This is a genomic window from Enterobacillus tribolii (genome assembly GCF_003363015.1).
Lineage (GTDB): Bacteria > Pseudomonadota > Gammaproteobacteria > Enterobacterales > Enterobacteriaceae > Enterobacillus > Enterobacillus tribolii.
Genome location: NZ_QRAP01000005.1, coordinates 51,475 through 77,308, shown reverse-complemented (window position 1 = coordinate 77,308; position 25,834 = coordinate 51,475). Strand labels below are relative to the sequence as shown.

Genomic DNA, 25,834 nt, shown 5'->3' with positions numbered 1-25,834 from the left:
TTTACCTCCGGCACGTTTTCATCCGTCGTGATACGGCGATTCGGGGTAATTGAGGAAATAGGTTAATGCTGATGCGCAGGCGATATCCGGGAATTATTGCGGTGCTCTTGCTGCTGGTGTGCTGGAACGTTCAGGCGCTGGTCACGGAAGGGTGGCGGCCGCTGGCAGAAAAAATCAATAAAAGTGCGAGCGATCCGCGCCTTTATCAGGCCATCCGGCTGGATAACGGAATGACCGTGGTGTTGGTGTCGGACAAGGAGGCGCCCAAGTCGCTTGCGGCGCTGGCGCTTCCGGTTGGTTCGCTGGAAGATCCGGACAGCCAGTTGGGGCTGGCTCACTATCTTGAGCACATGGTGCTGATGGGCTCCAAACGCTACCCTCAGCCCGGTAATTTTTCAGAGTTTCTGAAAATGCACGGCGGCAGCTACAACGCCAGCACGGCGTCTTATCGTACGGCCTATTATCTTGAGGTTGAGAATAACGCGCTGGAACCGGCGGTGGATCGGTTGGCCGACGCTATTGCCGCGCCGCTGCTGGACCCGGTGAACGCCGACAAAGAGCGCAATGCGGTGAACGCGGAATTGACGATGGCGCGTTCGCGTGACGGTATGCGTATGGGGCAGGTGACGTCGGAAACCCTTAACCCTCAGCATCCCACCGCCCGTTTTTCCGGCGGCAATCTGGAGACGCTGAAGGATAAGCCGGGCAGTAAGCTGCACGATACGCTGACGTCGTTTTATAAGCGCTACTACTCCGCCAACCTGATGGTCGGTGTAATCTACAGCAACAAGCCGTTGAACGAGCTGGCGCAGGTGGCCGTCGCCACATTTGGCCGTATCGCCAACCACAATGCCAGCGTTCCGCCGATTACCGTTCCGGCGGCAACGCCGGAGCAGCAGGGGATCGTCATTCATTATGTCCCGGCGCAGCCGAAGAAGGCGCTGCGCATCGAATACCGTATCGAAAACAATAGCGCGGCGTTTCGCAGCAAAACGGACACCTATATCTCTTATCTGATTGGCAACCGCAGTGTGAATACGCTGTCGGACTGGTTGCAAAAGCAGGGGCTGGTGGAGTCTATCGGCGCCGGCGCTGACCCGATAGTCGATCGCAACGGCGGCGTATTCGCTATTTCCGCTTCCCTGACAGATAAAGGACTTGCCCAGCGCGACACGGTAATCGCCGCGATCTTCAGCTATCTGAAGCTGTTGCGCGAGCACGGCATCAAAGAGAGCTATTTCAACGAGATTTCCCACGTACTGGATCTGGATTTCCGCTATCCCTCCATTACCCGCGATATGGGCTACGTGGAGTGGCTGGTGGATACCATGATGCGGGTGCCGGTTCAGCATGTGCTGGACGCGCCTTACCTTGCCGATCGTTACGATCCCAAGGCCATCGCCGCCCGTCTGGACGGGATGAAGATGGAAAACGCGCGCATCTGGTTTATCAGCCCGGACGAGCCGCACAATAAAGAAGCCTATTTCGTGCATGCGCCTTATCAGGTGGATCGCATCACCCCGGAGCAGTTTAGCCGTTGGCGGCAGATAGAGCGTGAGGTGTCGCTGTCGCTGCCGACGCTCAACCCCTATATTCCGGATAACTTTGCCCTGATTAAGCCGGAAGGGGCGAAAGCCACGCATCCGAAGGTGATTCTGGAGCAACCGGGGCTGCGGGCGTTGTACATGCCGAGTTATTACTTCGCAGATGAGCCGAAGGCCAATGTCAGCCTGGCGTTGCGTAACGCGTCCGGCCGGGAAGGCGCACGCGATCAGGTGCTGTTTTCCCTGACGGATTACCTTGCCGGTCTGTCTCTGGATCAGCTGAGTTATCAGTCTTCAATCGGCGGGATCAGCTTTTCCACGACGTACAACAGCGGGTTATTTGTTAATGCCAGCGGCTTTACCCAGCGTCTTCCTCAGTTGCTGACTACATTGCTGAATGGCTATGCCACTTTCCAGCCGACGGAAGAGCAGCTGGAACAGGCGAAATCCTGGTATCGGGAACAGCTGGACAGCGCGGAAAAAGGCAAGGCTTTCGAGCTGGCGATGCAGCCGGTTCAGGCATTGTCACGGGTGCTGTACAGTGAGCGCAATGAACGCCGTGAATTGCTGAAGGGGATCACGCTGAATGACATCCTGGCTTACCGTAAGCAACTGTTGCAGAACGGTACGCCGGAACTGCTGGCTATCGGCAACATGACGGAGGCTCAGGTTAAAGCGCTGGCGCAAAGCATCCGTGAGCAGCTGGACTGCGGCGGGACACATTGGTGGCACGGTCAGGACCCCGTGATCGAGCGTGCGCAATTGGGGAACCTGCAACAGCCGGGCAGCAGCTCAGACTCCGCGCTGGCGGCGGTGTATATCCCAACCGGCTATGACGAAGCCGCGGGTATGGCGTACAGCAACCTGCTGACCCAGATCATTCAGCCCTGGTTCTATGATGAGCTGCGTACCAAGGAGCAACTGGGTTATGCGGTATTCGCTTTCCCGGCTTCGGTGGGTCGTCAATGGGGCGTGGGTTTCCTGTTGCAGAGCAACGAGAAGACGCCGGATTACCTCTATAGCCGCTACCAGGCGTTTTACCCACAGGTGCTGGAACGTCTGAAAAAGATGAAACAAGCAGATTTCACCCAGTATAAGCAGGCGTTGGTAAATCAGCTGCGCCAGAACCCGCAGACGCTGGACGAAGAAGCCGGGCGCTTCATGAACGACTTCGATCGCGGCAATACGCAGTTTGATACCCGTCAGCATGTGATCAACCAGATCGATCGGCTGACGCCGGCGGATCTGATCAAATACTACCAGCAGGCGGTGTTGCGTCCTCAGGGGCTGGCGCTGCTTTCTCAGGTACTCGGTAACGGGGCGAAAGGGCATTATGCCGCGCCGGCGGGGTGGACGTTGTATGAAAACGCCTCTTCCCTCCAGAAAACGCTGCCGGTGAAGGTTCAGCATTGATGCAGCCGTTAGACCCGCTGGCGCTGCCGCTGCGTGGAGAGCGGCTGATTGAGGCTTCGGCGGGAACCGGGAAAACCTTTACCATCGCGGCGCTCTATTTGCGCCTGCTGCTGGGGTTAGGGGCGGAGCATGCTTATCCACGGCCGTTGGCCGTGGAAGAGATTCTGGTCGTTACCTTCACCGAGGCGGCGACGGAGGAACTGCGCGGGCGTATTCGCGCCAATATTCATGCACTGCGCCTTGATTGTGTGCGCGGTTCGAGCGCTAACCCGTTGTTCAGCCAGTTGTTGGCGCAGATCGCCGATCGTGAGGACGCCGTCAGCCTGTTGTTGGCGGCGGAGCGGCAGATGGATGAAGCCGCCATCTATACCATCCATGGTTTTTGTCAGCGTATGTTGAGCCATAACGCCTTCGAGTCCGGCGGGCTGTTTCAACAGGCGCTGATTCAGGACGAACTTCCTTTGCGGCGTCAGGCGTGCGCCGATTTTTGGCGGCGGCACTGTTACCCCCTGCCGCTTGGCGTGGCGGCGGCGATCAGCCAGGAGTGGAGCGGTCCAGAAGCATTGCTGACCGACCTGACGCCTTATCTGCACGGGGAGCTGCCCGCCCTGCGTCAACCTCCCGCGGATGACGAAACGTTACTGGCGCGCCACCAGCAGATTGTGACGGTGATTGACGACGTTAAGCGGCAATGGCGTGAGGCAGGGGGACTGGAAGCGCTTATTGTCGCCTCCGGCGTGGATAAGCGCAGTTACAGCAGCCGCAATCTGCCGAAATGGCTGCAGGCGGTTGATGAATGGTCGCAGCAGGAAACGCAGGATTACGTGCTGCCCAAAGATTTAGGGCGGTTTGCGCAGCAGGCGTTGCTGGAAAAAACGAAAAAAGGCGCAGCGCCTTATCATGCGGTTTTCAGCGCCATCGATCGCCTGCTGGAACAGCCGCTTTCGCTGCGCGACCTGATGCTGGCGAGGGCGCTGAGCGAGGTTCGCACTAGCGTGCAGCGTGAGAAACGGCGGCGGGCGGAACTGGGGTTCGACGATCTGTTGAGCCGTCTGGATGATGCCCTGCAGGCCGAAAGCGGGGAAGCTCTGGCGAAAGCGATAAGCCAGCGCTATCCGGTGGCGATGATCGATGAGTTTCAGGATACGGACCCCCAGCAGTACCGCATTTTCCGGGCGATTTATGGCAACCGGCCGGAGACCGGGCTGCTGTTGATCGGCGATCCCAAGCAGGCTATTTACGCTTTTCGCGGGGCGGACATTTTTACCTATATGCACGCCCGTGATGAGGTGAGCGCTCACTATACGTTGGGTACTAACTGGCGATCCGCGCATGACATGGTGGCCTCGGTCAACCGGGTGTTCGCTCAGTTACCTAATCCTTTCTTGTTTAACGCCATTCCTTTCGCGCCCGTCAGTGCCGCGCCGGCAAAACAGGCGCTGGGCTTTGAAGTTGACGGCGAACGGCAGCCGGCCATGCATTTCTGGTTAGCGGAGGGGGAAGGCGTTGGCGTTAGTGAATACCAACAAACCCTGGCCCGCCAGTGCGCGGTGCAGATTCGCGACTGGCTGACCGCCGGGCAGCGGGGAAATGCGGTGCTGGTCGGCGGGGAAAATGAGCGTAAGTCGTTGCAGGCGTCGGATATCACTATTCTGGTGCGCAGCCGGGCGGAAGCCGCGCTGATGCGTGACGCACTGAGTGCGCTGAATATTCCGTCGGTTTACCTTTCCAACCGCGACAGCGTTTTTGAAGCGCCGGAGGCGAGCGAACTGCTATGGCTGTTGCAGGCCGTGCAGGCGCCGGAGCAAGAGCGGACGTTACGCAGCGCGTTGGCGACCGGGCTGATGGGGCTGGATGCCCCGACGCTGGATGCGCTGAACCAGGATGAACGCGCCTGGGATCGGTTGGTTGATGAGTTTGACGGCTACCGGCGGCAGTGGGAACGTTATGGCGTGTTGCCGATGCTGCGGGAAATTATCATGACGCGCCGCATTGCCGAAAACCTGTTAGCCAGTCCGGGCGGCGAGCGGCGGCTCACCGATGTGTTGCACATCGGTGAGCTGCTTCAGGAAGCGTCATTGCAACTGGACAGTGGGCCTGCGCTGGTGCGCTGGCTGTCTCAGCAGATTGATTCTCCTGAGCCGCAGGCGGAAAGCCAGCAACTGCGCCTGGAAAGCGATCGCCATTTGGTGCAGATCGTGACGATCCATAAATCCAAAGGGTTGGAGTTTCCGCTGGTGTGGCTGCCGTTTATCGCCACGTTCCGTCAGCAGCGTCAGGCGCTGTATCACGACCGCGTCAGTCATCAGGCCATCCTGGATCTGCATGAAGGCGATGAGGCGGCGGAGCTGGCGGAAGAGGAGCGGCTGGCCGAAGACCTGCGTTTGCTGTATGTCGCGCTGACGCGATCGATTTACCATTGCAGCATCGGGCTGGCGCCGTTGTTTCTTGGAACGCGCAAGAAGCAGGGCGAAACGGATATTCATCGCAGCGCGATGGGGTATCTGTTGCAGCGCGCTCAGCCCGGCGATGCTGCGGCGTTACGCGGGGCGCTGACGGCGTTGCAGGGGGAGGGTATTGCGGTGTCGTCGGTATCAGTCAGCGATGCGTCGGCCTGGCAGCCGCCTGCGCCGCTTTCCGCCGAGCTGACGGCCAAACGTTTTCAACGCTCGATGAAAGATTTCTGGCGGGTCACGAGCTATTCCGCGTTACAGCAGCACGGTGGTTCGCCGCTGCTGGACTTGTTGCCGCGCCTGGATGCCGATGCGGTCGGCGAATCACAAGCCTCCGCCGCTCCGGTGCTTTCTCCTCATACCTTTCCCAAAGGCGCGGCGCCGGGCACGTTTTTGCACAGCCTGCTGGAGCCGCTGGATTTTACCCAGCCTCCGGATATTGAAACCCTGCGGGCCGCCCTTGTCGCGCAGGGAATGGATGAAATCTGGCTGCCGGTGTTGCAACAGTGGCTGACGGATATTCTGCATACGCCGCTTAATGATAACGGGCTTAGCCTGTCACGGCTCGCGCCCGCCCAGGTCCGGGCGGAAATGGAGTTTTACCTGCCGATTGACGCGCTGTTGAAGGCCAGCGCGCTGGATGCCTTAATCCGGCGGCATGACCCTTTGTCGGCCGTCTGTCCTCCGCTGGATTTTCAGCGGGTAAGGGGAATGCTGAAAGGGTTTATCGATTTGATTATTTGCTGGCAGGGGTGTTATTACGTGCTGGATTACAAATCCAACTGGCTGGGCGACGACGCAGCGGCATACACGCAGCCCGCGATGGAAAAAGCGATGGCGGAGCACCGCTATGACTTACAGTATCAGCTCTACTCGCTGGCCTTGCATCGCTACCTGCGTTACCGGATACCGGATTATGACTACGCGCGGCACTTCGGCGGCGTGTTTTACTGTTTTCTGCGCGGAATGACGCCGGATGCGCCGGGGCAGGGCGTGTTTCATTGTCGTCCCGGCGCGGCATTGATTGACGGGATGGATGCGCTGTTCCGCACCGGCCCGGCGCAGGAGGCATGATATGCAGACGCTGTTAACCCGCCTGGCGGATGAAGGCATGCTGCGTTCGCTGGACGCGCAGTTTTCCCGTCTGCTTGCCGACGATGAGCAGCCCGCGCTGGCGCTGGCTGCGGCGCTGGTGAGTCAGGAACTGGCCGCGGGTCATGTTTGCCTGCCGCTCGCCCTGCTTTCCCCGGCATCGCTGAAGGCGCGTTTCGGCGCTTCGGCGGCGGAGTTGCTGGCGCTGGTCGGCGAGGGCGATGAACAGGCGTGGGAAGCGCGTCTGATGCAGGAAAGCGCAGTCGGGGACGGCAGCGAGGCTACGCCGCTGGTGTTGCAAAACCGGCGCCTCTATCTGCAACGTCTGTGGCGGGATGAAGGCAAAGTCGCTGCATTTTTTGCCGAAGACGCGGCAGAAGAAGGCGTGGATGAAGCGCGCCTGCGTGATGTATTAGCCAGGCTGTTTCCGCTACAGGAGACGGGCGAGGTGAACTGGCAGCAGGTTGCCGCAGCCGTGGCGGCTACCCGGCGGATTGCCGTGATATCCGGCGGTCCGGGAACCGGGAAGACCACCACGGTCGCAAAGCTGCTGGCAGCGTTGTTACAGATTCATGAGGGGCGGCCATTGCGTATTCAGCTAGCCGCGCCCACCGGTAAGGCGGCCGCCCGTTTAACGGAGTCCCTCGGCAATGCGCTGACGGCGCTGTCGCTGCCGGCAGAAATTGCGGGCCGTTTCCCGCACGAGGCGTTTACCCTGCACCGCTTGCTGGGCGCGAGGCCAGACAGCATCCGTATGCATTATCACCGCGATAACCCTCTGCATCTCGACGTGCTGGTGGTGGATGAAGCCTCGATGGTGGACCTTCCGATGATGTCGCGGTTGATTGAGGCGTTACCCGGGCACGCGCGCCTGATTTTGCTGGGCGATCGCGACCAGCTGGCGTCCGTTGAGGCGGGGGCGGTGCTGGGCGATATTTGCCGTTTCGCCGAAGCGGGGTTTCGGCCTGCGCGCGCCGCACAGCTTTCCCGGCTGTGCGGCGTGCAGGTGCCCGGCGGTGAGAAGGAGCCTGATGTCGCGGTACGTGACGGGTTGTGCCTGCTGCAAAAAAGCTATCGCTTTGATGCGGCATCCGGCATTGGTCAACTGGCTAAAGCCATAAACACCGGGGCGACGGAGCGGGCGTGGTCATGCCTGGCAGGAACGTTTGCTGATGTGGCCTGGCATGCGTTAGATCAGGCGGAAGATTATCAGCAACTGATCGCCGTTTGCGTGGCGGGGTATCGCGCCACGCTGGAGGCTGTCGCACAACGTCAGCCTCCAGATCAGATTCTGGCCGCATTCGGGCGTTTTCGCCTGCTGTGCGCCCTGCGCGAAGGCCCGTTCGGGCAGCAGGGGTTGAATCTGCGTATTGAGCAGGCGCTGTCCCGCGCCGGGCTGATTCAGCTGCCGGCGAATCCTCATCTGCGCTGGTATTGTGGCAGGCCGGTGATGATCACCCGTAACGATGGTTCTCTGGGGTTGTTCAACGGCGATATCGGTATTGCGTTGTATGACGATGAGGATCGTCTGCGGGTACATTTTCAGATGCCGGATGGCAGCATCAAATCGGTCCAGCCCAGCCGCTTGCCGCAGTCGGAAACGGCTTACGCGATGACGGTGCATAAATCTCAGGGATCGGAGTTTGAACATACGCTGCTGGCGCTGCCCACTGAATTCTCGCCGATTGTTACGCGTGAGCTGCTGTATACTGCGGTAACCCGCGCCCGCAGCCGGCTTACGCTGTTCGGCAAAGAGCGGATTTTCACCCGCGCGATTCAGACGCCAACGCTGCGCCGCAGCGGGTTGATGGAGCGGATGATGTCACTGCCGTCTGCATAACGGGCATAAAGGGAGGGCGCGCCTTTATTGCGCCGCTCCCTGGTGTTTAAAGATCGGCCAGTAAAATCTTTGATTTACGCTGATAGTTGTACAGCGCTTGCTTTTTCATCGGTAACACATCCACTTCCGCCGGCGTGAACCCTCTTTCCTGGAACCAGTGAATGCTGCGCGTCGTCAGCACAAACAGTTTCTCCAGCCCTTGCTGCCGCGCCTGGGCCTCCACGCGCTTCAACAGCATTTCACCACGCGACGAACTGCGGTAATCCGGGTGAACCGCCACGCAGGCCATTTCGCCGATCTTTTCTTCCGGGAAGGGATAAAGCGCGGCACAGCCGATGGTCATGTTGTCCCGTTCAATAATGGTGAACTGATCGATTTCCCGCTCAAGCTGTTCGCGTGAGCGGCGTACCAGAATGCCCTGCTGCTCCAGTGGGCGGATGAGCTCGAGGATACCGCCGATGTCATTAATGGTGGCGCGCCGGACCTGTTCGGCGCTTTCCATTACGATCTGCGTGCCGATACCGTCGCGGGAAAACAGCTCCTGTACCAGCGCCCCGTCGTCCTGATAACTGACCAGATGGCTGCGGCGCACGCCGCTGCGGCACGCTTTTACCGCGCCGCGCAGGAAACGCACGGTGCCGGAATTGTAGTCGCCGGCGGCTTCCAGTGCTTCAATGCGGCTCTGCGCTTCATTGGGGAACAGTTCTGAGACGATAGTGCCGTTTTCCGCCATTACGCCCTGCGAGGAGCAGAAACCAATCAGCTTTTCCGCTTTAAGCTTGATGGCTAACTGGGTGGCGACGGTCTCTGACGTCAGGTTGAAGCTTTCGCCGGTTACGGAAACCGCGACCGGGCCGAGCAGGACGATGGCGCCGCTGTCGAGCTGATGGTTAATCGCATCTTCATCAATACGACGGATTCGCCCGCTGTGGCAGTAATCCACGCCGTCATCTACGCCGAGGGGCTGTGCGATAACAAAGTTACCGCTGACCACGTTAATGTGGGCGCCCTGCAACGGCGTGTTGTTCAGGCTCATGGAGAGACGGGCGGTAATATCCAGTTGCAGCAGGCCCGCGGCTTGCTTAACCAGTTCCAGCGTGTGGGCGTCGGTAACGCGCGTGTGCTTATGGTAGACCGGCTCGCAATGATGCGCTTTCAGGTTACTGTCGATCTGCGGACGTGCGCCATAAACCACGACCAGGCGGATACCAAGGCTGTGCAGCAAACCGATGTCATTCACGATATTGACGAAGTTTTCATGTTCGATGGCTTCGCCACCCAACATGATGACGAACGTCTTACCGCGGTGGGCATTAATGTAAGGGACGGAATGGCGGAATCCCTGAACCAGTTCGGTGCTGCGCTCCTTCATGAATGGCCTCTTTGAATTTTTATTCGCTTAAAGTGTATTTTTATTCTTTATCCGGCCGGAAGGCAAGCGTGAATTCGTATAGGGCACAAGGTGAGAAAACAGATGCGCTCAGGATATGGAAACATTCGGTAAGCATTTTCTGGTGACAGTGAGGGTTTGATTCGTTAAAGTTTTGCCGGAAATTTCAGAAAATCAGCTGTTCGGACGATTTTTATCTATTTTGTTTTTGGTTTCGGGGTTGCATGACTGACTCAAAATACAACCTTTCCCGTCGGCATTTGTTACAGGGCGCAGCGGCGACCTGGCTGCTCAGCGTCAGTAAGATTGGATTTGCCGCGACGGCGCAGATCATCGCGGTGCGCGTGTGGCCGTCGTCGACCTATACCCGCGTAACGCTGGAATCAAAAACGCCGCTGAAGTATAAGCAGTTCGCGTTGACCAACCCGGACCGGATCGTTGTGGACATCGAAGATGTGCATCTGAACAGCGTGCTTAAGGGCGTCAGCGATCAGATTCAGTCCGGCGATCCTAACCTGAAAGCCGCGCGCGTCGGTCAGTTTGATAAAGACACGGTGCGTTTGGTGCTGGAACTGAAGCAAAGCATCAATCCCAAGTTGTTCACTCTGAAGCCCGTCGCCGAGTTTAAAAACCGCCTGGTGGTAGATCTCTACCCGGCGAAAGGTGCGGCGAATGCGGAGGACGATCCGCTGCTGGCGTTGCTTGAGGAGTATAACAAGGGCGAGGATCTGGAGAAGAAGCTGCCGTCGCCACAGACGCCAAAAGCGGGGAAAGCCGGGCGTGACAGGCCCATCGTGATTATGCTGGATCCCGGTCACGGCGGTGAAGACCCCGGCGCCGTCGGTAAGAATAAAACGCGCGAGAAAGACATTGTGTTGCAGATCGCGCGGCGTTTGAGCGCCCTAATCAAGAAAGAGTCCAACATGCGGGTTTATATGACCCGTAATGAAGATGTGTTTATTCCGCTTAAGGTTCGCGTCGCCAAAGCGCGTCAGCAGCGTGCCGATCTGTTTATTTCCATTCACGCCGATGCGTTTACCAACCGTGCGGCACGGGGATCGTCGGTGTTCGCGTTGTCGACCAAAGGGGCGACCAGTACTGCGGCGAAATTCCTCGCTCAGACTCAGAACGAGTCGGACAACATCGGCGGCGTCAGCCGCAGCGGCGATCGCTATCTGGATCATACCATGTTCGATCTGGTGCAAACGGCCACCATCAACGACAGCCTGAAGTTTGGGAAAGAAGTGCTGAGGCGGATGGGGGGAATTAATCACCTGCATAAGAATAAGGTCGATCAGGCCGGGTTTGCGGTGCTTAAGGCGCCGGATATTCCGTCGATTTTAGTGGAGACGGCATTTATCAGTAACCTGGAAGAAGAGCGTAAGCTGCGTACCAGTCGCTATCAGCAGCAGGTGGCAGAGTCCATTCTGGCCGGCATCAAAGCCTATTTCGCTAACGGCGGGGAATTAGCCCGGCGTTGATATTCTCTGCCCGGTCTTCCCGGGCATTTTTACTTCTCATCTTTACGTTGAATAAACGGGCGGAATGCTGCCTTGTTTTATTGACGTTGCCTTTGTCTTTTCTTGCTCGATTTAACTCAAAATGCTTTTTATTGCCGTGAAGGGTGAATATTTTATCGGTGACGAGGTTGGTGTCATAAATATTTCGATAATTTCCTATACTTGTTGTAAAAACATGCCTGAGTTTATTTAAATTGCTTCAGTCTATTGGTGAAGAGGCGGCTGGGCGGGGATAACTTATTTATGTCTTTACTAACAGTAAATTCTTATAATAGATAATGTTATCGCGTCAGTCTGCTGAGCTATACCGTAAAACGATAAGGCGTCAGCTAACAAAAACTGTGTATTGTGAGAAGGAGTGTGTATTATCTATAGCAATGTTTATAAATTCTGTTTTGGGGATTAAGGGGGAGAATACATTTCTGCATAACACTGTTTAACTTTTCAAAGCGTTAAAATTATAAGCGGGCAATTGGCATGATTCCGCTTTGTGTTTATAGTCTGTATGGCTGATTTTTCATTAGCCAGCCTTCTCTTTAACCTGTCGATTCTGAATCTGACGCCTGCTTTCCGGAGCATCTTAGATTAAGAGGAAATATAAGAAGGTGATTAGGATGCGAAGTTTTTTTGAGATTTTGATGGTTCCCAAAGAATAGAACATTTGTGCTTGCAAATAGAACTATGCGGCGTAACGTTCTGTTATGTATCTTCGTTACATGGATATTAAGGGCCTAAATTGGATAAAACAAAAATAATTAATGAGTTAATCGTCTGGATAGAGAAGAACCTCGACAAACCGATGACTGTAGACAGCGTGGCCGCCAAAGCCGGATACAGCAAATGGCATCTACAGCGAATGTTTAAAGAGATCACCGGACAGAATATTATCTCTTATATTAGGGCACGTAAGCTGAATGAGTGTGCACTCACCCTTCGGCTGACGAAAATGCCGATTATTGAAGTCGCTACACTCTACCATTTCGATTCTCAACAGGCGTTCAACAGAGCTTTTAAAAAGCAGTTTCATCAGGCCCCTGCCGCGTACAGAATGAATCAAAAGTGGGATATGAACGGCCTCTTCGCCTCAATGGACTATGACGTTGCCTCCCTGCCTGAAGCGCATTTCGTTACGATGCCGGAAATGAAGCTTGTGGGGTTTACGTCTAACTATGTCTGTACATATGAAGAGATGGCGGAAGCTCATGCCAGGAATAAAGCCCGCATATGGGGAAAGATGTTCAATACTTTCAGGCCGGATAAGCTGTATTGTCTGACGATAGCATCAGATATATTTTTCTATTCGATGGGCATATATTATGCCGCCGCCTTTGACAGCAAATTCCTGAAGCGCTCCGCGATTAAAACGACAGAAATGAGTATCCCGGCCGGAGACTATGTAAAGTTTCTTTATGAAGGGCCTGCAAGCGGATATCAACGGTTTTATCAAAATATCTATCACCGTTGTTTACCCATGCTGAAGGCTTCCCGACCGGCGACCGCCACCTCTTATGATGTTGAATGTCTGAGCCGGCCTGATGGTGCAGAGATTGATTTGATAAAAAATCCCGATACGCCCATCTATTGTGAATGCTTCATTCCGATTATTCACAACCCTTAGCCAGACCCAGAGTATTGTGTTAGCCGAAATCACAAAGCATCACGGATATACTTGAGTAGAGCCGCAATACAATGCTATCGGAGGAATAAATGTTCTCCACCATAGTTATCAACACGACAAAGAAAATGCCCGTGGTGAGAAAGACAGCTACGAAACCGCTGAGGAGAACAATTAGGTCACGATGATCGCTCATGGTTTCACCTCTCCTGCTCTGTGTCTTCCATTGTAGTGCATTGTCAATAATAAATAGGCTCAGGGAAGAGCATTAACTAAAAGAGCTATTCCGTATCCGGTCTCCATACATCGGTATTTCCGTATAATGACATTAACGGTTTTTTTCGCGTATTAACGGGTTTACACCGGCTAAAGCGATGTTGAACCATGCATTTGTGGTTGGGAATATATGATTAAGTGGAATTGTTTGGCTGGAAGGCAGGCATAAAAAAAACACCCTTAAGGGTGTTCATTTGTGACGTTGGTTGCGGGGGCCGGATTTGAACCGACGACCTTCGGGTTATGAGCCCGACGAGCTACCAGGCTGCTCCACCCCGCGTCCGTCTTCTACTGCTTTTTTTATTCTCTCTGCACCGGAATGCATCGAATTGGTTGCGGGGGCCGGATTTGAACCGACGACCTTCGGGTTATGAGCCCGACGAGCTACCAGGCTGCTCCACCCCGCGTCCGATGAGGGCGAATAATACTCCTCCATGGATTTCATGCAAGCATTATTTGAGCTTGCTCCCAAATTTTTCTTTAGGTGTCCGATAATTGCACGTTTCGTTCTTTTTTTGGGCGGCTGATTTGACTTAGCGCGCCGGTTTTTTGAAACGGGCAATTCCTTTTAGCCGGTGGGTTTGTTATCTTGCGCCGGAAGTGATTTGCTGCGGGGTAGAGAGATGAAAGGCCGGTGGGAGAAATATGTGTTGGGCGGCTTGCTGGCGGCGTTGCTTGCCGGATGTTCGTCAAAGCCTACGGATAAGGGGCAGCAGTATAAGGATGGCCGCATAGATGAGCCGCTGGAGTTGGTTAACCGTCCGAATGCGATGGGCTACCCGGCGAACGCCAAGGGATTCTCTGATCAGGTACAGGCTATTCAGCGCGTCTCTCCCAGCTTATACGGGCGTAACAGCGACACGTTTCAGGCGGTGAAGAGCTGGCTGATGGCCGGCGGCGATACACGGCAACTGGCGCAGTTCGGTCTGAATGCCTATCAAATGGAAGGAAAGGATAACTACGGCAACGTGCAGTTTACCGGTTATTACACGCCGGTTATCCAGGCCCGCCATACCCGTCAGGGTGAATTTCAGTACCCGATTTACCGGATGCCTCCCAAAGGGAAAGGGCGCCTGCCGGATCGCGCGGCGATTTACTCCGGTGCGCTGAACAACCGCGGGCTTGAGCTGGCCTACAGTAACTCCATGCTGGATAACTTTATGATGGAAGTGCAGGGCAGCGCTTACGTGGACTTCGGCGACGGGCGTCCGCTGACTTTCTTCGGCTACGCCGGCAAAAATGGTCACGGTTATTATAGCGTTGGCAAGGTCTTGATCGATCGCGGCGAAGTGGCGCGTGAAGATATGTCCATGCAGGCGATCCGCCGCTGGGCAGACACGCATTCGGCGGCGGAAGTGCGGGAACTGCTGGAGCAGAATTCGTCATTCGTATTTTTCAAGCCGGAGGTTCTGGCGCCGGTGAAAGGCGCCAGCGGCGTCCCGTTGGTGGCGCAGGCCTCGGTGGCGTCGGATCGTTCTCTGATCCCGGCGGGTACGACGTTGCTGGCGGAAGTGCCGCTGCTGGACAACCAGGGTAAATTCACCGGACAATATCAGATGCGCCTGATGGTGGCGCTGGACGTCGGCGGCGCAATCAAAGGTCAGCACTTCGATATTTATCAGGGCATCGGTGATGCTGCGGGCCATGAAGCCGGGTTCTATAACCATTACGGACGGGTCTGGGTGCTGAAGAGCGCGCCGGGTGCCGGTTTGATGCTGGGAGCCAACCAGAGTCAGTCCGCATCTTCCGTGCTGAATACCTTTCAATAGCGGTATTCGCTGAGGGAGCAGAAAGGGGCGACATGATTCGCCCCTTTTGTTTTCCATCCGGTTAGTCCAGACAGTGTGATTCAGGCGTAACGGCCTGAACATAAATGCATTAAATGTGATTCCCGTTCGGCCTGGCCGGCGGACGCAGAGGTTCCAATTCGATGACTATCTCTTTTTCAGACGGTTACCAACAGCGTTTCAGCGGCATTGCCCGGCTGTACGGTCAGGATGCGCTGGAGGTGTTTTCACAGGCACACGTGTGCGTTATCGGTATCGGCGGGGTCGGTTCATGGGCGGCCGAGGCGCTGGCGCGCACCGGGATTGGCGCGATCACGCTGATTGATATGGATGACGTGTGCGTTACCAATACCAACCGTCAGGTTCCGGCACTGAAAGGGAATGTCGGTAAAGCCAAAACCGACGTAATGGCGGAGCGTATTCGCGAGATCAATCCTGAGTGCTGCGTGACCTGCATTGATGATTTCATTACGCCGGACAATGTGGCGACGCTGATCGACGATCGCTTCAGCTATGTGATCGACGCGATCGACAGCGTTCGCCCCAAGGCCGCGCTGTTGTCGTACTGCCGTCGTTATAAGATCCCGGTCGTGACGACCGGCGGCGCAGGCGGGCAAATCGATCCCACGCGTATTGAAGTGGCCGATCTGGCGAAGACGATCCAGGATCCGCTGGCGGCTAAGCTGCGGGAGCGTTTGAAGCATGACTTCGGCGTGGTAAAAAACAGCAAGGGCAAGATTGGCATCGACTGCGTATTTTCCAGCGAACCCCTGGTTTATCCGCAGCCGGACGGCAGCGTGTGCGCATCGCGCAGCACCGCCGAAGGACCGAAGCGGATGGATTGCGCCGCCGGGTTTGGTTCCGCGACGATGGTAACGGCCAGCTTTGGCTTTGTGGCCGTGTCGCACGCGCTGAAGAAAATGCTGGCAAAGGCCGCCCGCGCTCAGGCGTAACGGGCGGCGATACGCAGTATGCTCTGCGCCAGCGCATCAAGGCCGCTGGCGCGCGAGGCGCTGAGTTGATCCCGGATATTCAGCTGGTTAAAAAGCGCCAGCGGGTCCCCGGCCAGAATCTCCTGCGGTCGCTTGCCTTCCGCGCCGGTCAGGAGTATCGCCAGCAGCCCTTTGACGATTCGGCCTTCGCTGTCGCCGTAAAAATGCAGGGTACCGTCCGGCAACAGCTCTCCGCCCAACCAAACCCGGTTTTCACAGCCGCTCAGTTCGAGCTCCGGCTGCCTGAGCGTTTCCTCCAGCGGCGGCAGTTCGCGCGCCAGTAAAATCAGCTGGCGATAGCGATCCTCCCATGAACGCAGGGGGGCAAAACGCGCCTGCAGGGTGGCCGCAGTGAGGGTATGACCGAAAGGATGCGGAGCTGTCATCGGAATTCCTAATCTGACAAGAGAGTGAGGGCATAGTCTAGCGCACTCAGCAGGCGTTTTATGTCTTCCCCGTTGTTATAAGGGGCGAATGACGCGCGTAAGCAGCCGGTGATGCCCAGCGCCTGCATCAGTGGTTGGGCGCAGTGTTGCCCGGCGCGCAGGGCGATGCCCTGTTCCGCCAGCAGGGTAATCAGATCGCTGTGGTGAATGCCTGCAAAGTTGAAGGCCAGAACGGGAGAGTTCGCCGCACGGTAGCTGATAAATCCTTCCCGTTGACGGAGCGCGTTTTCCGCCTCGTCCGCCAGTGCCACGCAGTGCGACTCCGCGGCGGGCCAGTCAATTTCTTTCATCCATTCCAGTACGGCAGAAAATCCGACAACGCCGGCGATATTCGGCGTTCCAGCCTCAAACATGTGGGGAATGGGCTGCGGCGTAAAGCCGGAGAACGATGCCTGCGTCAGCATTTTCCCGCCTCCCTGCCAGGGAGACATGGCGCTGAACCAGCGCGGATGCGCGTAAAGTACACCCAGGCCGGTGGGGCCGAACAGTTTGTGGGCGGAGAAGGCGTAAAAGTCGATATCCAGTCGGGCGACGTCCGGCGGCTGGTGGACGATGCCCTGTGCGCCATCCACCATTACCGGCGTGCCGTTGGCGTGCGCGATGTTCAACGCGGCGCGTAAGTCAGGGCAGGCGCCGGTGACGTTGGACATTTGCCCCAGCGCCAGCAGACGCGTTTTGGGCGTGAGCAAGGCGGGGAGCTTGTTGATGTCCGGTACGCCGCGTTCATTCAGCGGAAGCTTTACGACGCTCGCCTGGCATTGCTGCGCCACCATCAGCCAGGGGATCAGGTTGGCATGGTGCTCCGCTTCGCTGACCAGGATCTCATCTCCTGCCTGCAATACCGGCCGCAGAAAGCTTTGCGCCACCAGGTTGATGGCTTCGGTCGCGCCTTTGGTCCAGATGACGCTGGCTTCGTCGCCGGCGTGCAGCAGTTCGGCCACCTGAGCGCGCGCCTGTTCATAGCGCTGGGTCAACCGGCGCGCCGCATGGTGCTGGCTGCGGTGAACGGTGGCGCCGCCGTCCTGATAATAATGCCGGGTCGCTTCGATCATGACCTGTGGCTTCAGTGCGGTGGCGGCGCTGTCGAGATAAACCGGATCGTCGCCGCAGGCGGGAAAGCAACGGCGAAATGCGGCGGCATCGAAGGAAGTAATGGCCAAAAACGGACTCCTGAACACGGCGATATTTGATCAATATTGTAAACGACAGATTAATCTGATTAATCCGATGCGTTTCTGGAAAATCTGAAATAGCTTGTTATGCTTTTATTGATGTTAAAAGACTTTATCTCATACAGAAAGAGGTTTACACGAAGCATTTTAAACTACAGCAAGGAGTTTACGATGAAGAAAATCAGTGCGCTACTCGCCGCGTTATTTTGTACTCTGGCGCTTGCCGGTTGTTCCAGCAACTACGTGATGCATACCAATGATGGCCGGACGTTGGTCAGCGAGGGTAAGCCTCAGGTCGACGATGAAACCGGTATGATCAGCTACAAAGATGCCAATGGCAACCAGCAGCAAATCAATCGTAATGAAGTCAAAGAGATGGCTGAAAGTCAGTAAGCTGATTGGTCATGCAGGAACGAAAAAAAAGCACCGCAATCTGCGGTGCTACTAAATCACTATGGACAGACAGGGTAAATGTACAGGAAGTGAAAAAACAGTAGCTTAGCTACTCTGTCCGGAATGCCGGACAATTTGCAAACACAACATCACAACCACAAAGCCAAAAGCATTTCCGAATCTCTCCGTCAACACTCTTTCGTTCCGGCCCGGGATGTGGCGCCACTATAGGTATTTACTGGCCTATCCTCAACGGACAAATTATAATGGCTCGGATAAAAAAAACTAATGGGTAAATGATAAGTTAATTATTTGTTTCTTATTTGCTGAGCAAGTTTGTTTACCCTTCCGATCAGGCCGTTTTTTAATACAGTGTCCAGCCATGTCCAAGCGATTGCCGCCATTAAACGCATTACGGGTTTTTGACTCTGCCGCCCGTCATCTCAGCTTTACCAAAGCTGCCGAGGAACTGTTCGTGACTCAGGCGGCGGTAAGCCACCAGATTAAATCTCTGGAGGACTTTCTGGGGCTGAAGCTGTTCCGCCGCCGTAACCGATCTTTGCTGCTGACCGAAGAAGGCCAGAGCTATTATCTCGACATTAAAGAAATTTTTTCCTCGCTGAATGAAGCGACACGGCGTTTGCAGGCCCGCAGCGCCAAAGGGGCGTTAACGGTCAGCCTGCCGCCGAGTTTTGCCATTCAGTGGCTGGTTCCGCGTTTGTCGGGCTTCAACAGCGCTTATCCCGGCATCGATGTCAGGATCCAGGCGGTAGATCGGGAAGAAGGGAAGCTGTCGGACGACGTTGACGTCGCCATTTTTTACGGCAAGGGAAACTGGCCGGGACTGCGCGTAGAGCGGCTTTACGCGGAGTATTTGATGCCGGTTTGCTCACCACAATTGCTGCTGGGCGAACATCCGCTAAAAGATCCGAGCGATCTGGCATATCATACCCTGCTGCATGACACTTCCCGCCGTGATTGGCTGGCCTATACCCGTCAGTTGGGGTTGCAGCATATTAACGTGCAGCAGGGGCCGATCTTCAGCCACAGTGCGATGGTGGTTCAGGCGGCGGTGCACGGGCAAGGGATCGCGCTGGTCAATAACGTGATGGCGCAAACCGAAATTGAGGCCGGGCGTTTGGTGTGTCCGTTCAGCGATGTGCTGATCAGTAAAAACGCGTTTTATCTGGTGTGTCAGGATAGTCAGGCTGAATTGGGTAAAATTGCGGCTTTCCGTCAATGGATTTTGGCCAGGGCGGCCAACGAACAGGAAAACTTTCGTTTTCGGTATGAGTCATAATTGAGAAGAGTAAGGCAGGGGCCGGAAAATGAGTAGTCGCTCTATGATGATTTTTGTCGCGATCAGCGGGTTTATCTTCGTCGCGTTGGGTGCCTTCGGGGCGCACGTTCTCAGCCGTACGTTGGGTGAGAAAGAGATGGAGTGGCTGTATACCGGGCTGAACTATCAGGGCGTGCACACGCTGGCGATTCTGGGGATGGCCTCGGTGATGCAGCGGCGCGCCTGCATATGGTTTTACTGGAGCAGCGCCCTGATGGCGCTGGGTACGGTATTGTTCAGCGGCAGCCTGTATTCCCTGGCATTGTCGAATTTGAAACTTTGGGTTTATGTAACACCGATTGGCGGCGTGTGCTTCCTGATTGGTTGGGCTCTGATGTTGGTCGGAGCATTGCGCATGAGGAAAAGAGCAGAGCGCCATGAGTAAAGTCGTTTTATATTGCCGTCCCGGCTTTGAGAAAGAGTGTGCGGCGGAGATTACCGAGAAAGCCACCCAATACGAAGTATTCGGCTTCGCCAGGGTTAAGGACAACAGCGGCTACGTGGTTTTTGAGTGCTACCAGCATGAGGATGCAGATAAGCTGGTACGTCATTTGCCGTTCCGTGAGCTGATTTTTGCCCGGCAGATGTTTGTCGCGGGCGAATTATTGCGGGATTTGCCGCCGGAAGATCGTATTTCCCCCGTTGTCGGTATGCTGACCGGGGTGATCGAAGGCGCCGGTGATTTGCGGGTCGAGGTGCCTGACACCAACGAAAGCAAAGAACTGATGAAGTTCTGCCGCAAATTTACCGTGCCGTTGCGGGCCGCGCTGCGGCAGCAAAGGGTTCTGTTGTTGAAGGAGAATGCCCATCGCCCGATCGTGCATGTCTTCTTTATCGCGCCGGGTTGTTGTTACACCGGCTATTCATACAGCAATAATAACTCCCCGTTCTTTATGGGTATTCCCCGGCTGAAGTTCCCTTCCGATGCGCCCAGCCGTTCGACGCTTAAGCTGGAAGAAGCGTTTCACGTTTTTATTCCGTATGACGAATGGGATGAGCGCCTGAGCAGCGGTATGCACGCGGTGGATCTCGGTGCTTGCCCGGGCGGTTGGACCTATCAACTAGTGAAGCGCAGCATGATGGTGCATGCGGTCGATAACGGTCCTATGGCGCCCAGCCTGATGGACACCGGGCAGGTTACCCACCACCGGGCCGACGGCTTTAAGTTTGAGCCTACGCGCAACAACATTGACTGGCTGGTGTGTGACATGGTGGAAAAACCGGCGCGGGTTACCCACCTGATGGCGCGTTGGCTGGTAAACGGCTGGTGTCGTGAAGCGATTTTTAACCTTAAGCTGCCGATGAAAAAGCGCTATGAAGAAGTCAGCCAAAACCTGGCGGGACTGGCGCAGGAGCTGAAGGATAACGGCATTAATGCGCAGATTCAGGCTAAACAGCTGTATCACGATCGGGAAGAAATTACGGTGCATGTGCGTCGTATTTGGGGGGCGGTGCCCGGTCGGCGCGATGAGCGCTGAGCCATCGTAGCGGTTGATCAAAACGGGTGTTGCTGGTTCGCGCGCTTCTATGCCGTTTTTAACCGTAACTGCTGTAAATTCCCTTCCACGCGAAGCGACGTTTGCAGCGTAGCAATACGCTTGCATAACGTCGCTTGTTGCTGATGTTGTTCCAGTTTCTTGCGCCACTTTTCCGGCACGTCATCCAGATGTTGGTAAATCGCCTCCAGCGAGGAGAACTGCGTCAGCAGTGCGGCAGCGGCTTTGGGGCCAATGCCGGGAACGCCGGGAATACGGCTGCTGCTGATGCCGGCCAGGCCCCAGTAGTCCGTCAGCTGGCCCGGCTCCACGCCAAACTCCTGACGTACGAAAGGCAGGTCCAGCCAGCGCTTCTGAAAGTAGTCGCGGATCTGGATCGACGGCGAGAGTAACTGGCAATAGCCTTTGTCCGTTGAGACGATAGTGACCTGGTGCCCGCCCTGCGTCACGCGTGCGGCCAGCGTGGCGGCCAGATCGTCCGCTTCGTTGCCGGCGGAGTGCCAGCTGTTAACGCCCAGCGCCAGGAATGCGGCGCGGATGGCCGGCATTTCCTGATGTAAATCTTCCGGCATCGCGTTGCGGCCCGCCTTATAGTCAGGAAAAGCCTGGTGCCGCCAGCTGTCCGCACGGTCGTCTTCGTCGAAAACGGCGACCGCGTGTGTTGGCCGGCTGTGGGACAGCAACTGCTGTAACGCGTGCTGGCAGGCGTTTATGCAGGGCGTTCCCTGAACGGCGTGAATGCGGCGGATCAGGTTAAGGGCATCGACGATCAGTAAATGTATTGGCATGGCAACGGGTTACGGGTTAAGAGCGATAGGCAAAGGGTAACGAAAAAGGGCGGTGATGACACCGCCCTGATTCTGGTTTTGCGAAGGTTTACGCAATGATCTCGTAGCATGGCTCGTAAGCCGTGCCCGGCAGCTTCATGCGATGCTGCTCGACAAACCCCTGCAGCAGGCGGTCCATGTGCTTCATCATGTTTGAATCGCCGTGAAGTTTGTAGGGGCCGTATTTCTCAATGGCGGAAATGCCCACTTCTTTCACGTTGCCCGCCACGATCCCGGAGAATGCCCGGCGCAGAGCTGCGGCCAGCTGTTCCGGCGGCTGGTTGGGGTGCAGGTTGAGGTTCTCCATGTTCTCATGGGTCGGCTCAAACGGCAGTTGCAGGTCGGACTCGATTTTCAGCGACCAGTTAAAGCTGTAGAAATCGCCGGACTGGCGGCGGTTTTCTTTCACTTTCGGCATGGCGCGCTTCATCTGGCGCGCGACTTCCGCCGGGTTGTCGATGATGATGCTGTAATGCTTGCGCGCGGTTTCGCCCAGCGTGTTGAGGATAAATTCGTCCAGCACGCGGAAATAATCTTCGCTTTCTTTCGGCCCGGTCAGGATCAGCGGCAGCACCTGATCGTCGTTCTCCGGATTCATCAGAATACCCAGCAGATAGAGCAACTCTTCTGCGGTGCCGACGCCGCCGGGGAAAATAATGATACCGTGACCAAGGCGGACGAACGCCTCCAGGCGCTTTTCGATATCCGGCATGATGATCAGTTCGTTAACCAGCGGGTTGGGCGGTTCCGCCGCGATGATGGAAGGTTCGGTCAGGCCGATAAAACGTCCGTCTTTATAGCGCTGCTGGGCGTGGCCGACGGCGGCGCCCTTCATCGGGGCCTCCATGACGCCGGGGCCGCAGCCGGTGCAGATATTCAGTTCGCGCAGCCCGAGCTGGTTGCCTACCTGACGGGCATACCAATACTCTTTTTCGCTGATGGAGTGGCCGCCCCAGCACACCACCATATTCGGTTCTTCGCCGACGTGTAACGCGCGGGCGTTACGCAGGATGGAGAAGACCAGGTTGGTAATGTGGATGGAGTTTTCCAGGTTCAGTTGCTGGAAACGTTCGGCATGCACCAACTGGCCGTTAACAAACAGAATGTCGCGCAGGACGGCGAACAGGTTGGCCTGCAGGGAGCGGATGATCGTGCCGTCGACGAAGGCGTCTTCCGGCGGGTTGACCAGCTCCAGTTTTACGCCGCGTTCGCGGCGCAATACGTTGATGTCAAAGCTTTCAAAGCGGGACAGCAGTTCAGTGCTGTTGTCCGTTAAACTGCCGGAGTTCAGGACCGCCAGCGAGCAGTTACGGAACAAGCGGTACAAATCGCTGCTTGCCGTGCGTTTCAGCATGTCGACTTCAAGCTGCGATAATAAATCCATAGAGCCCAACGGGCTGATATGCGTAATCAAAGATGACTCCTTTTACATCCGCAGGATGGCGTGTTTTTCATTTCATCACCCGCGGCGGGCGGGCTACAAGGCCGGGCGTATCCGGCACGTTACGTCATACATAAATTTCTGTTATTTACCTTACCGTGCCGGTGAGTTTTTACCAATATTTTACACCCGGCGTAATGTCACCGTATGTGTCCGAAACGCCGGCTATTGACGCGCCAGCCGGGCCGGCGGCGGCGTGAAGGGCGTATTGGCGCGCCAGGGGTTGATATCCAGCCCGCCGCGGCGGGTGTAGCGCGCATACACCGCCAGCGACTCCGGCCGGCAGAAGCGCTGAATATCGTTAAAAATACGCTCCACGCACTGCTCGTGAAATTCATTGTGATGGCGGAAAGAAACCAGGTAGCGCAGCAGCGCCTCACGATTTATCTGTGCGCCACAATAGCGGATCATGACGGAGCCCCAGTCTGGCTGATGAGTGATCAGGCAGTTGGATTTCAGCAAATGGCTGACGAGCGTTTCTTCAACGATTTCCGCGCCATCGGCAGCGCCGTGAAGTAAACCAGCGTCGAACTCATAGCTGTCGATGGTGATATCCTGATCGTCGATACAGACGCCGCTGAATGCGCCGACAGGCTGGCCTTCCAGTTCCTGTAACCGCATCAGGCGTACGCTCACCGTGCCCTGCGCGCAGTGCGCCAGGTCGTGTTGCAGGGTGCGCGTAACGGCGTCCCAGTCGTCAAAACGGGTCTGATTGAAGCTGTTGAGGTAAAGTTTGAAGCTTTTCGACTCAATCAGATTACTGCTGAATGCGTCCAGGGTGACTTCGGCAACGGCGACCTGCGGTAAGCCGCGGGCGTTCAGCCAGGACAACTCATAGAGCGTCCAGATATCGCCGCCGTGGAACGGCAGATTACCGGGGAACAGCCCCAGCGGCTCGCGGTTAAGGCTGCGGGGAACCGCCTGCAGCAGGGTTGCGTCGTACGTGTCGCGGTATTCGGTGGTTTTACCCAGCGTCAGACCGGCCAGGGCCTGGTGATTTTGATATGACATACGGTGACTGCCTGAAGATAAGAACGCTACAATGCACCTAGTTTACCCTAAGTGATGAGTGTGAAGACATGATGCATGAGGTTTCCGCCGCATTGACGGCGTTTACTGGTCGTTTCATCGCGGCCAGCCAGCAAGAGTGCGGTGATTATCCCGCCAGTAGCGCGTTGTACGGCATTCCGTCTCCCTGTATCGTGCGCAGCGACGGAGAGAGGGTGTATTGGCAGCCTCAGCCCGTCGCCGTAGCGGAGAACCTGGATGCCGTAGCCAGGGCGCTCGATATTCAGTTGCATCCTGACGTGGCGCCTTTCTATACCAGCCAGTATGCGGCGGACATGCGTGCCCGCTTTGATGACGTATTGATGGATGTGGTTCAGGTTTGGAGTGAGGATGACTTTGTCCGTTTGCAGGAAAACCTGATTGGGCATCTGGTCACGCAGCGGCGTCTGAAGCTTCCTCCGACGTTATTTTTGGCGACGACAGACTCTGAGCTTGAGCTGATTTCTCTGTGTAATCTCAGCGGCGAGGTGTTGCTGGAACAGTTCGGCAGCAGGCAGCGCACGGTGATTGCGCCTTCTCTGGCTGCGTTTCTGTCGGCATTGCAACCTGTGGTTGCGTGCTGAAATGGCTTACAGGGTTGCTATCTTCTTTGTAAGACATTTCTCACACGTTGTGTGAGCCTTCTCCGCTATTTATGCCGACTTTGCATAAACTATGCGAAATTATTATATGTAAATCATGTGGTTATTGAAAGGTATTACAACCAAATGCCTTTTGAGATCAGTGTACTAAGCAAAATACCCCGTTGTTTTATCGGCGCTGATCGGCGACATTAGTGTCACCGGAAGGGAAGACGGCAGGAAGCAGGAACATCAGGATGATGTTGCTTCAGGATGAAGTAGAAGGGAACACACCCAGGACGGGTGAAAGGATGTACCGCAGGATGTGGTCGAAGGATGTTTCAGGACGAAACAAGGGACACCTCCAGGACGGAGAATGAGAGCCGGCACAGGATGGTCGGTGGGTCAGGAGCGACCAAGGGAAGAAAAGCGTCAGGATGACGCAGGATAATAAGTCAGGGAAAGAAAGTAGGACACGCCACAACGGATATGTGGGAAACGGAAAGCCAAGGGAAAAGTTTTCAAGGATGAGCAGGGAGCACCTTGAGTAGCAGGATTGCTGCAAAACGAACCGGGGGTACTGCATTGCAGTACCCCCTTTTTTTGTCTTTTTTAAAGGCTTACAGGGCTGCCCGCGCCTTTGTGAGACATGTCTTACAGAGTCTGTGAGAGATCGTGTTTTCTTTTCGGGCAAAAGCGCACCGGTGAATGTTATTTTTGTTTAAATACAAACAGATAGATAAGATAATTATAATCGTAAGCACAAACGTGTTTTGTAGGACGCAATACCCCTATTGTTCGAAGGGGTGGGATCGGCGACACTACTGTTACCGGAAAGGAAGACGGCAGGAAGCAGGAACATCAGGATGATGTTGCTTCAGGATGAAGTAAAAGGGAACACACCCAGGATGGGTGAAAGGATGTACCGCAGGATGTGGTCGAAGGATGTTTCAGGACGAAACAAGGGACACCTCCAGGACGGAGAATGAGAGCCGGCACAGGATGGTCGGTGGGTCAGGAGCGACCAAGGGAAGAAAAGCGTCAGGATGGCGCAGGATAATAAGTCAGGGAAAGAAAGTAGGATACGCCACAACGGATATGTGGGAAACGGAAAGCCAAGGGAAAAGTTTTCAAGGATGAGCAGGGAGCACCTTGAGTAGCAGGATTGCT

The 25,834-nt window shown here is 55.9% G+C and carries 18 protein-coding genes and 2 tRNA genes; 12 read left to right on the top strand and 8 right to left on the bottom strand.

Going from position 1 to position 25,834, the window contains the following annotated elements:
* Positions 1-71: 71 nt before the first annotated feature.
* Genes ptrA through recD form a run of 3 tightly spaced genes read left to right on the top strand, consistent with a single transcriptional unit; the run spans position 72 to position 8,342 of the window.
* Entirely contained in the window at positions 72-2,957 is a 2,886-nt protein-coding gene (gene ptrA / locus C8D90_RS11635) for a pitrilysin (RefSeq protein WP_115458904.1), read from the top strand.
* Positions 2,957-6,484, top strand: coding sequence for an exodeoxyribonuclease V subunit beta (gene recB, locus C8D90_RS11630; RefSeq protein WP_115458623.1), 3,528 nt, complete (start codon positions 2,957-2,959; stop codon positions 6,482-6,484). The genes ptrA and recB overlap by 1 nt, the downstream gene beginning before the upstream one ends.
* A 1-nt stretch (position 6,485) precedes the next feature.
* Positions 6,486-8,342 carry an exodeoxyribonuclease V subunit alpha gene (gene recD, locus C8D90_RS11625; RefSeq protein ID WP_115458622.1) on the top strand — a complete coding sequence of 619 codons (1,857 nt, stop codon included), beginning with the start codon at positions 6,486-6,488 and terminating at the stop codon, positions 8,340-8,342.
* A 46-nt stretch (positions 8,343-8,388) separates the two neighbouring features.
* Here the strand turns inward: recD and argA are convergent, their stop codons facing one another.
* Complete coding sequence (gene argA / locus C8D90_RS11620) at positions 8,389-9,714, bottom strand: amino-acid N-acetyltransferase (RefSeq protein WP_115458621.1); 1,326 nt, start codon at positions 9,712-9,714, stop codon at positions 8,389-8,391.
* A 242-nt stretch (positions 9,715-9,956) separates the two neighbouring features.
* On the opposite strand from argA, the gene amiC reads away from it, so the two are divergent.
* Both amiC and C8D90_RS11610 read left to right on the top strand, forming a co-directional pair.
* The gene (gene amiC / locus C8D90_RS11615) at positions 9,957-11,213 is read left to right on the top strand and encodes an N-acetylmuramoyl-L-alanine amidase AmiC (RefSeq protein ID WP_115458620.1); all 1,257 of its coding nucleotides are present in this window, start codon (positions 9,957-9,959) and stop codon (positions 11,211-11,213) included.
* Positions 11,214-11,988: 775 nt separating this feature from the next.
* A complete protein-coding gene (locus C8D90_RS11610) occupies positions 11,989-12,870 on the top strand; it encodes a helix-turn-helix domain-containing protein (protein WP_115458619.1) in 882 nt (293 codons plus the stop codon).
* 476 nt (positions 12,871-13,346) lie between these two features.
* Here C8D90_RS11610 and C8D90_RS11605 read toward each other — a convergent pair.
* A tRNA-Met gene (locus C8D90_RS11605) sits at positions 13,347-13,423 on the bottom strand.
* A 50-nt stretch (positions 13,424-13,473) separates the two neighbouring features.
* Positions 13,474-13,550: transfer RNA gene (locus C8D90_RS11600), tRNA-Met, on the bottom strand.
* Positions 13,551-13,766: 216 nt separating this feature from the next.
* On the opposite strand from C8D90_RS11600, the gene mltA reads away from it, so the two are divergent.
* A complete protein-coding gene (gene mltA, locus C8D90_RS11595; protein WP_115458618.1) occupies positions 13,767-14,912 on the top strand; it encodes a murein transglycosylase A in 1,146 nt (381 codons plus the stop codon).
* Positions 14,913-15,073: 161 nt separating this feature from the next.
* Positions 15,074-15,883, top strand: coding sequence for a tRNA cyclic N6-threonylcarbamoyladenosine(37) synthase TcdA (gene tcdA / locus C8D90_RS11590; RefSeq protein ID WP_115458617.1), 810 nt, complete (start codon positions 15,074-15,076; stop codon positions 15,881-15,883).
* On the opposite strand, the gene csdE is transcribed toward tcdA, so the two are convergent.
* Both csdE and csdA read right to left on the bottom strand, forming a co-directional pair.
* Positions 15,874-16,308 carry a cysteine desulfurase sulfur acceptor subunit CsdE gene (gene csdE, locus C8D90_RS11585; protein WP_115458616.1) on the bottom strand — a complete coding sequence of 145 codons (435 nt, stop codon included), beginning with the start codon at positions 16,306-16,308 and terminating at the stop codon, positions 15,874-15,876. The two genes, tcdA and csdE, sit on opposite strands and share 10 nt — an antisense overlap.
* A gap of 8 nt (positions 16,309-16,316) precedes the next feature.
* On the bottom strand, positions 16,317-17,522 hold the full coding sequence (gene csdA / locus C8D90_RS11580; protein WP_115458903.1) for a cysteine desulfurase CsdA: 1,206 nt from the start codon (positions 17,520-17,522) through the stop codon (positions 16,317-16,319).
* 189 nt (positions 17,523-17,711) lie between these two features.
* Here csdA and C8D90_RS11575 point away from each other — a divergent pair, with 189 nt between their 5' ends.
* From C8D90_RS11575 to rlmM, 4 genes are all read left to right on the top strand, one after another.
* Positions 17,712-17,933: a YgdI/YgdR family lipoprotein gene (locus C8D90_RS11575; RefSeq protein WP_115458615.1), complete on the top strand. Its 222-nt coding sequence runs from the start codon at positions 17,712-17,714 to the stop codon at positions 17,931-17,933.
* A gap of 382 nt (positions 17,934-18,315) precedes the next feature.
* Positions 18,316-19,233: a transcriptional regulator GcvA gene (locus C8D90_RS11570; RefSeq protein WP_115458614.1), complete on the top strand. Its 918-nt coding sequence runs from the start codon at positions 18,316-18,318 to the stop codon at positions 19,231-19,233.
* A 43-nt stretch (positions 19,234-19,276) separates the two neighbouring features.
* Positions 19,277-19,657 carry a DUF423 domain-containing protein gene (locus C8D90_RS11565; RefSeq protein WP_115458613.1) on the top strand — a complete coding sequence of 127 codons (381 nt, stop codon included), beginning with the start codon at positions 19,277-19,279 and terminating at the stop codon, positions 19,655-19,657.
* Positions 19,650-20,750 (top strand): 23S rRNA (cytidine(2498)-2'-O)-methyltransferase RlmM, encoded by a 1,101-nt coding sequence (gene rlmM, locus C8D90_RS11560; protein ID WP_115458612.1) that lies wholly within the window; start codon positions 19,650-19,652, stop codon positions 20,748-20,750. The genes C8D90_RS11565 and rlmM overlap by 8 nt, the downstream gene beginning before the upstream one ends.
* 47 nt (positions 20,751-20,797) lie before the next feature.
* Here rlmM and xni read toward each other — a convergent pair whose 3' ends face one another.
* The 3 genes from xni to queF form a co-directional block, all read right to left on the bottom strand.
* The gene (xni, locus tag C8D90_RS11555; RefSeq protein WP_115458611.1) at positions 20,798-21,556 is read right to left on the bottom strand and encodes a flap endonuclease Xni; all 759 of its coding nucleotides are present in this window, start codon (positions 21,554-21,556) and stop codon (positions 20,798-20,800) included.
* A gap of 88 nt (positions 21,557-21,644) precedes the next feature.
* Positions 21,645-23,009, bottom strand: coding sequence for a nucleotide 5'-monophosphate nucleosidase PpnN (gene ppnN / locus C8D90_RS11550; protein WP_115458610.1), 1,365 nt, complete (start codon positions 23,007-23,009; stop codon positions 21,645-21,647).
* A gap of 192 nt (positions 23,010-23,201) precedes the next feature.
* Complete coding sequence (queF, locus tag C8D90_RS11545) at positions 23,202-24,047, bottom strand: NADPH-dependent 7-cyano-7-deazaguanine reductase QueF (protein WP_115458609.1); 846 nt, start codon at positions 24,045-24,047, stop codon at positions 23,202-23,204.
* A gap of 68 nt (positions 24,048-24,115) precedes the next feature.
* Here queF and syd point away from each other — a divergent pair, with 68 nt between their 5' ends.
* On the top strand, positions 24,116-24,667 hold the full coding sequence (syd, locus tag C8D90_RS11540) for a SecY-interacting protein (RefSeq protein WP_115458608.1): 552 nt from the start codon (positions 24,116-24,118) through the stop codon (positions 24,665-24,667).
* Positions 24,668-25,834 lie beyond the last annotated feature (1,167 nt).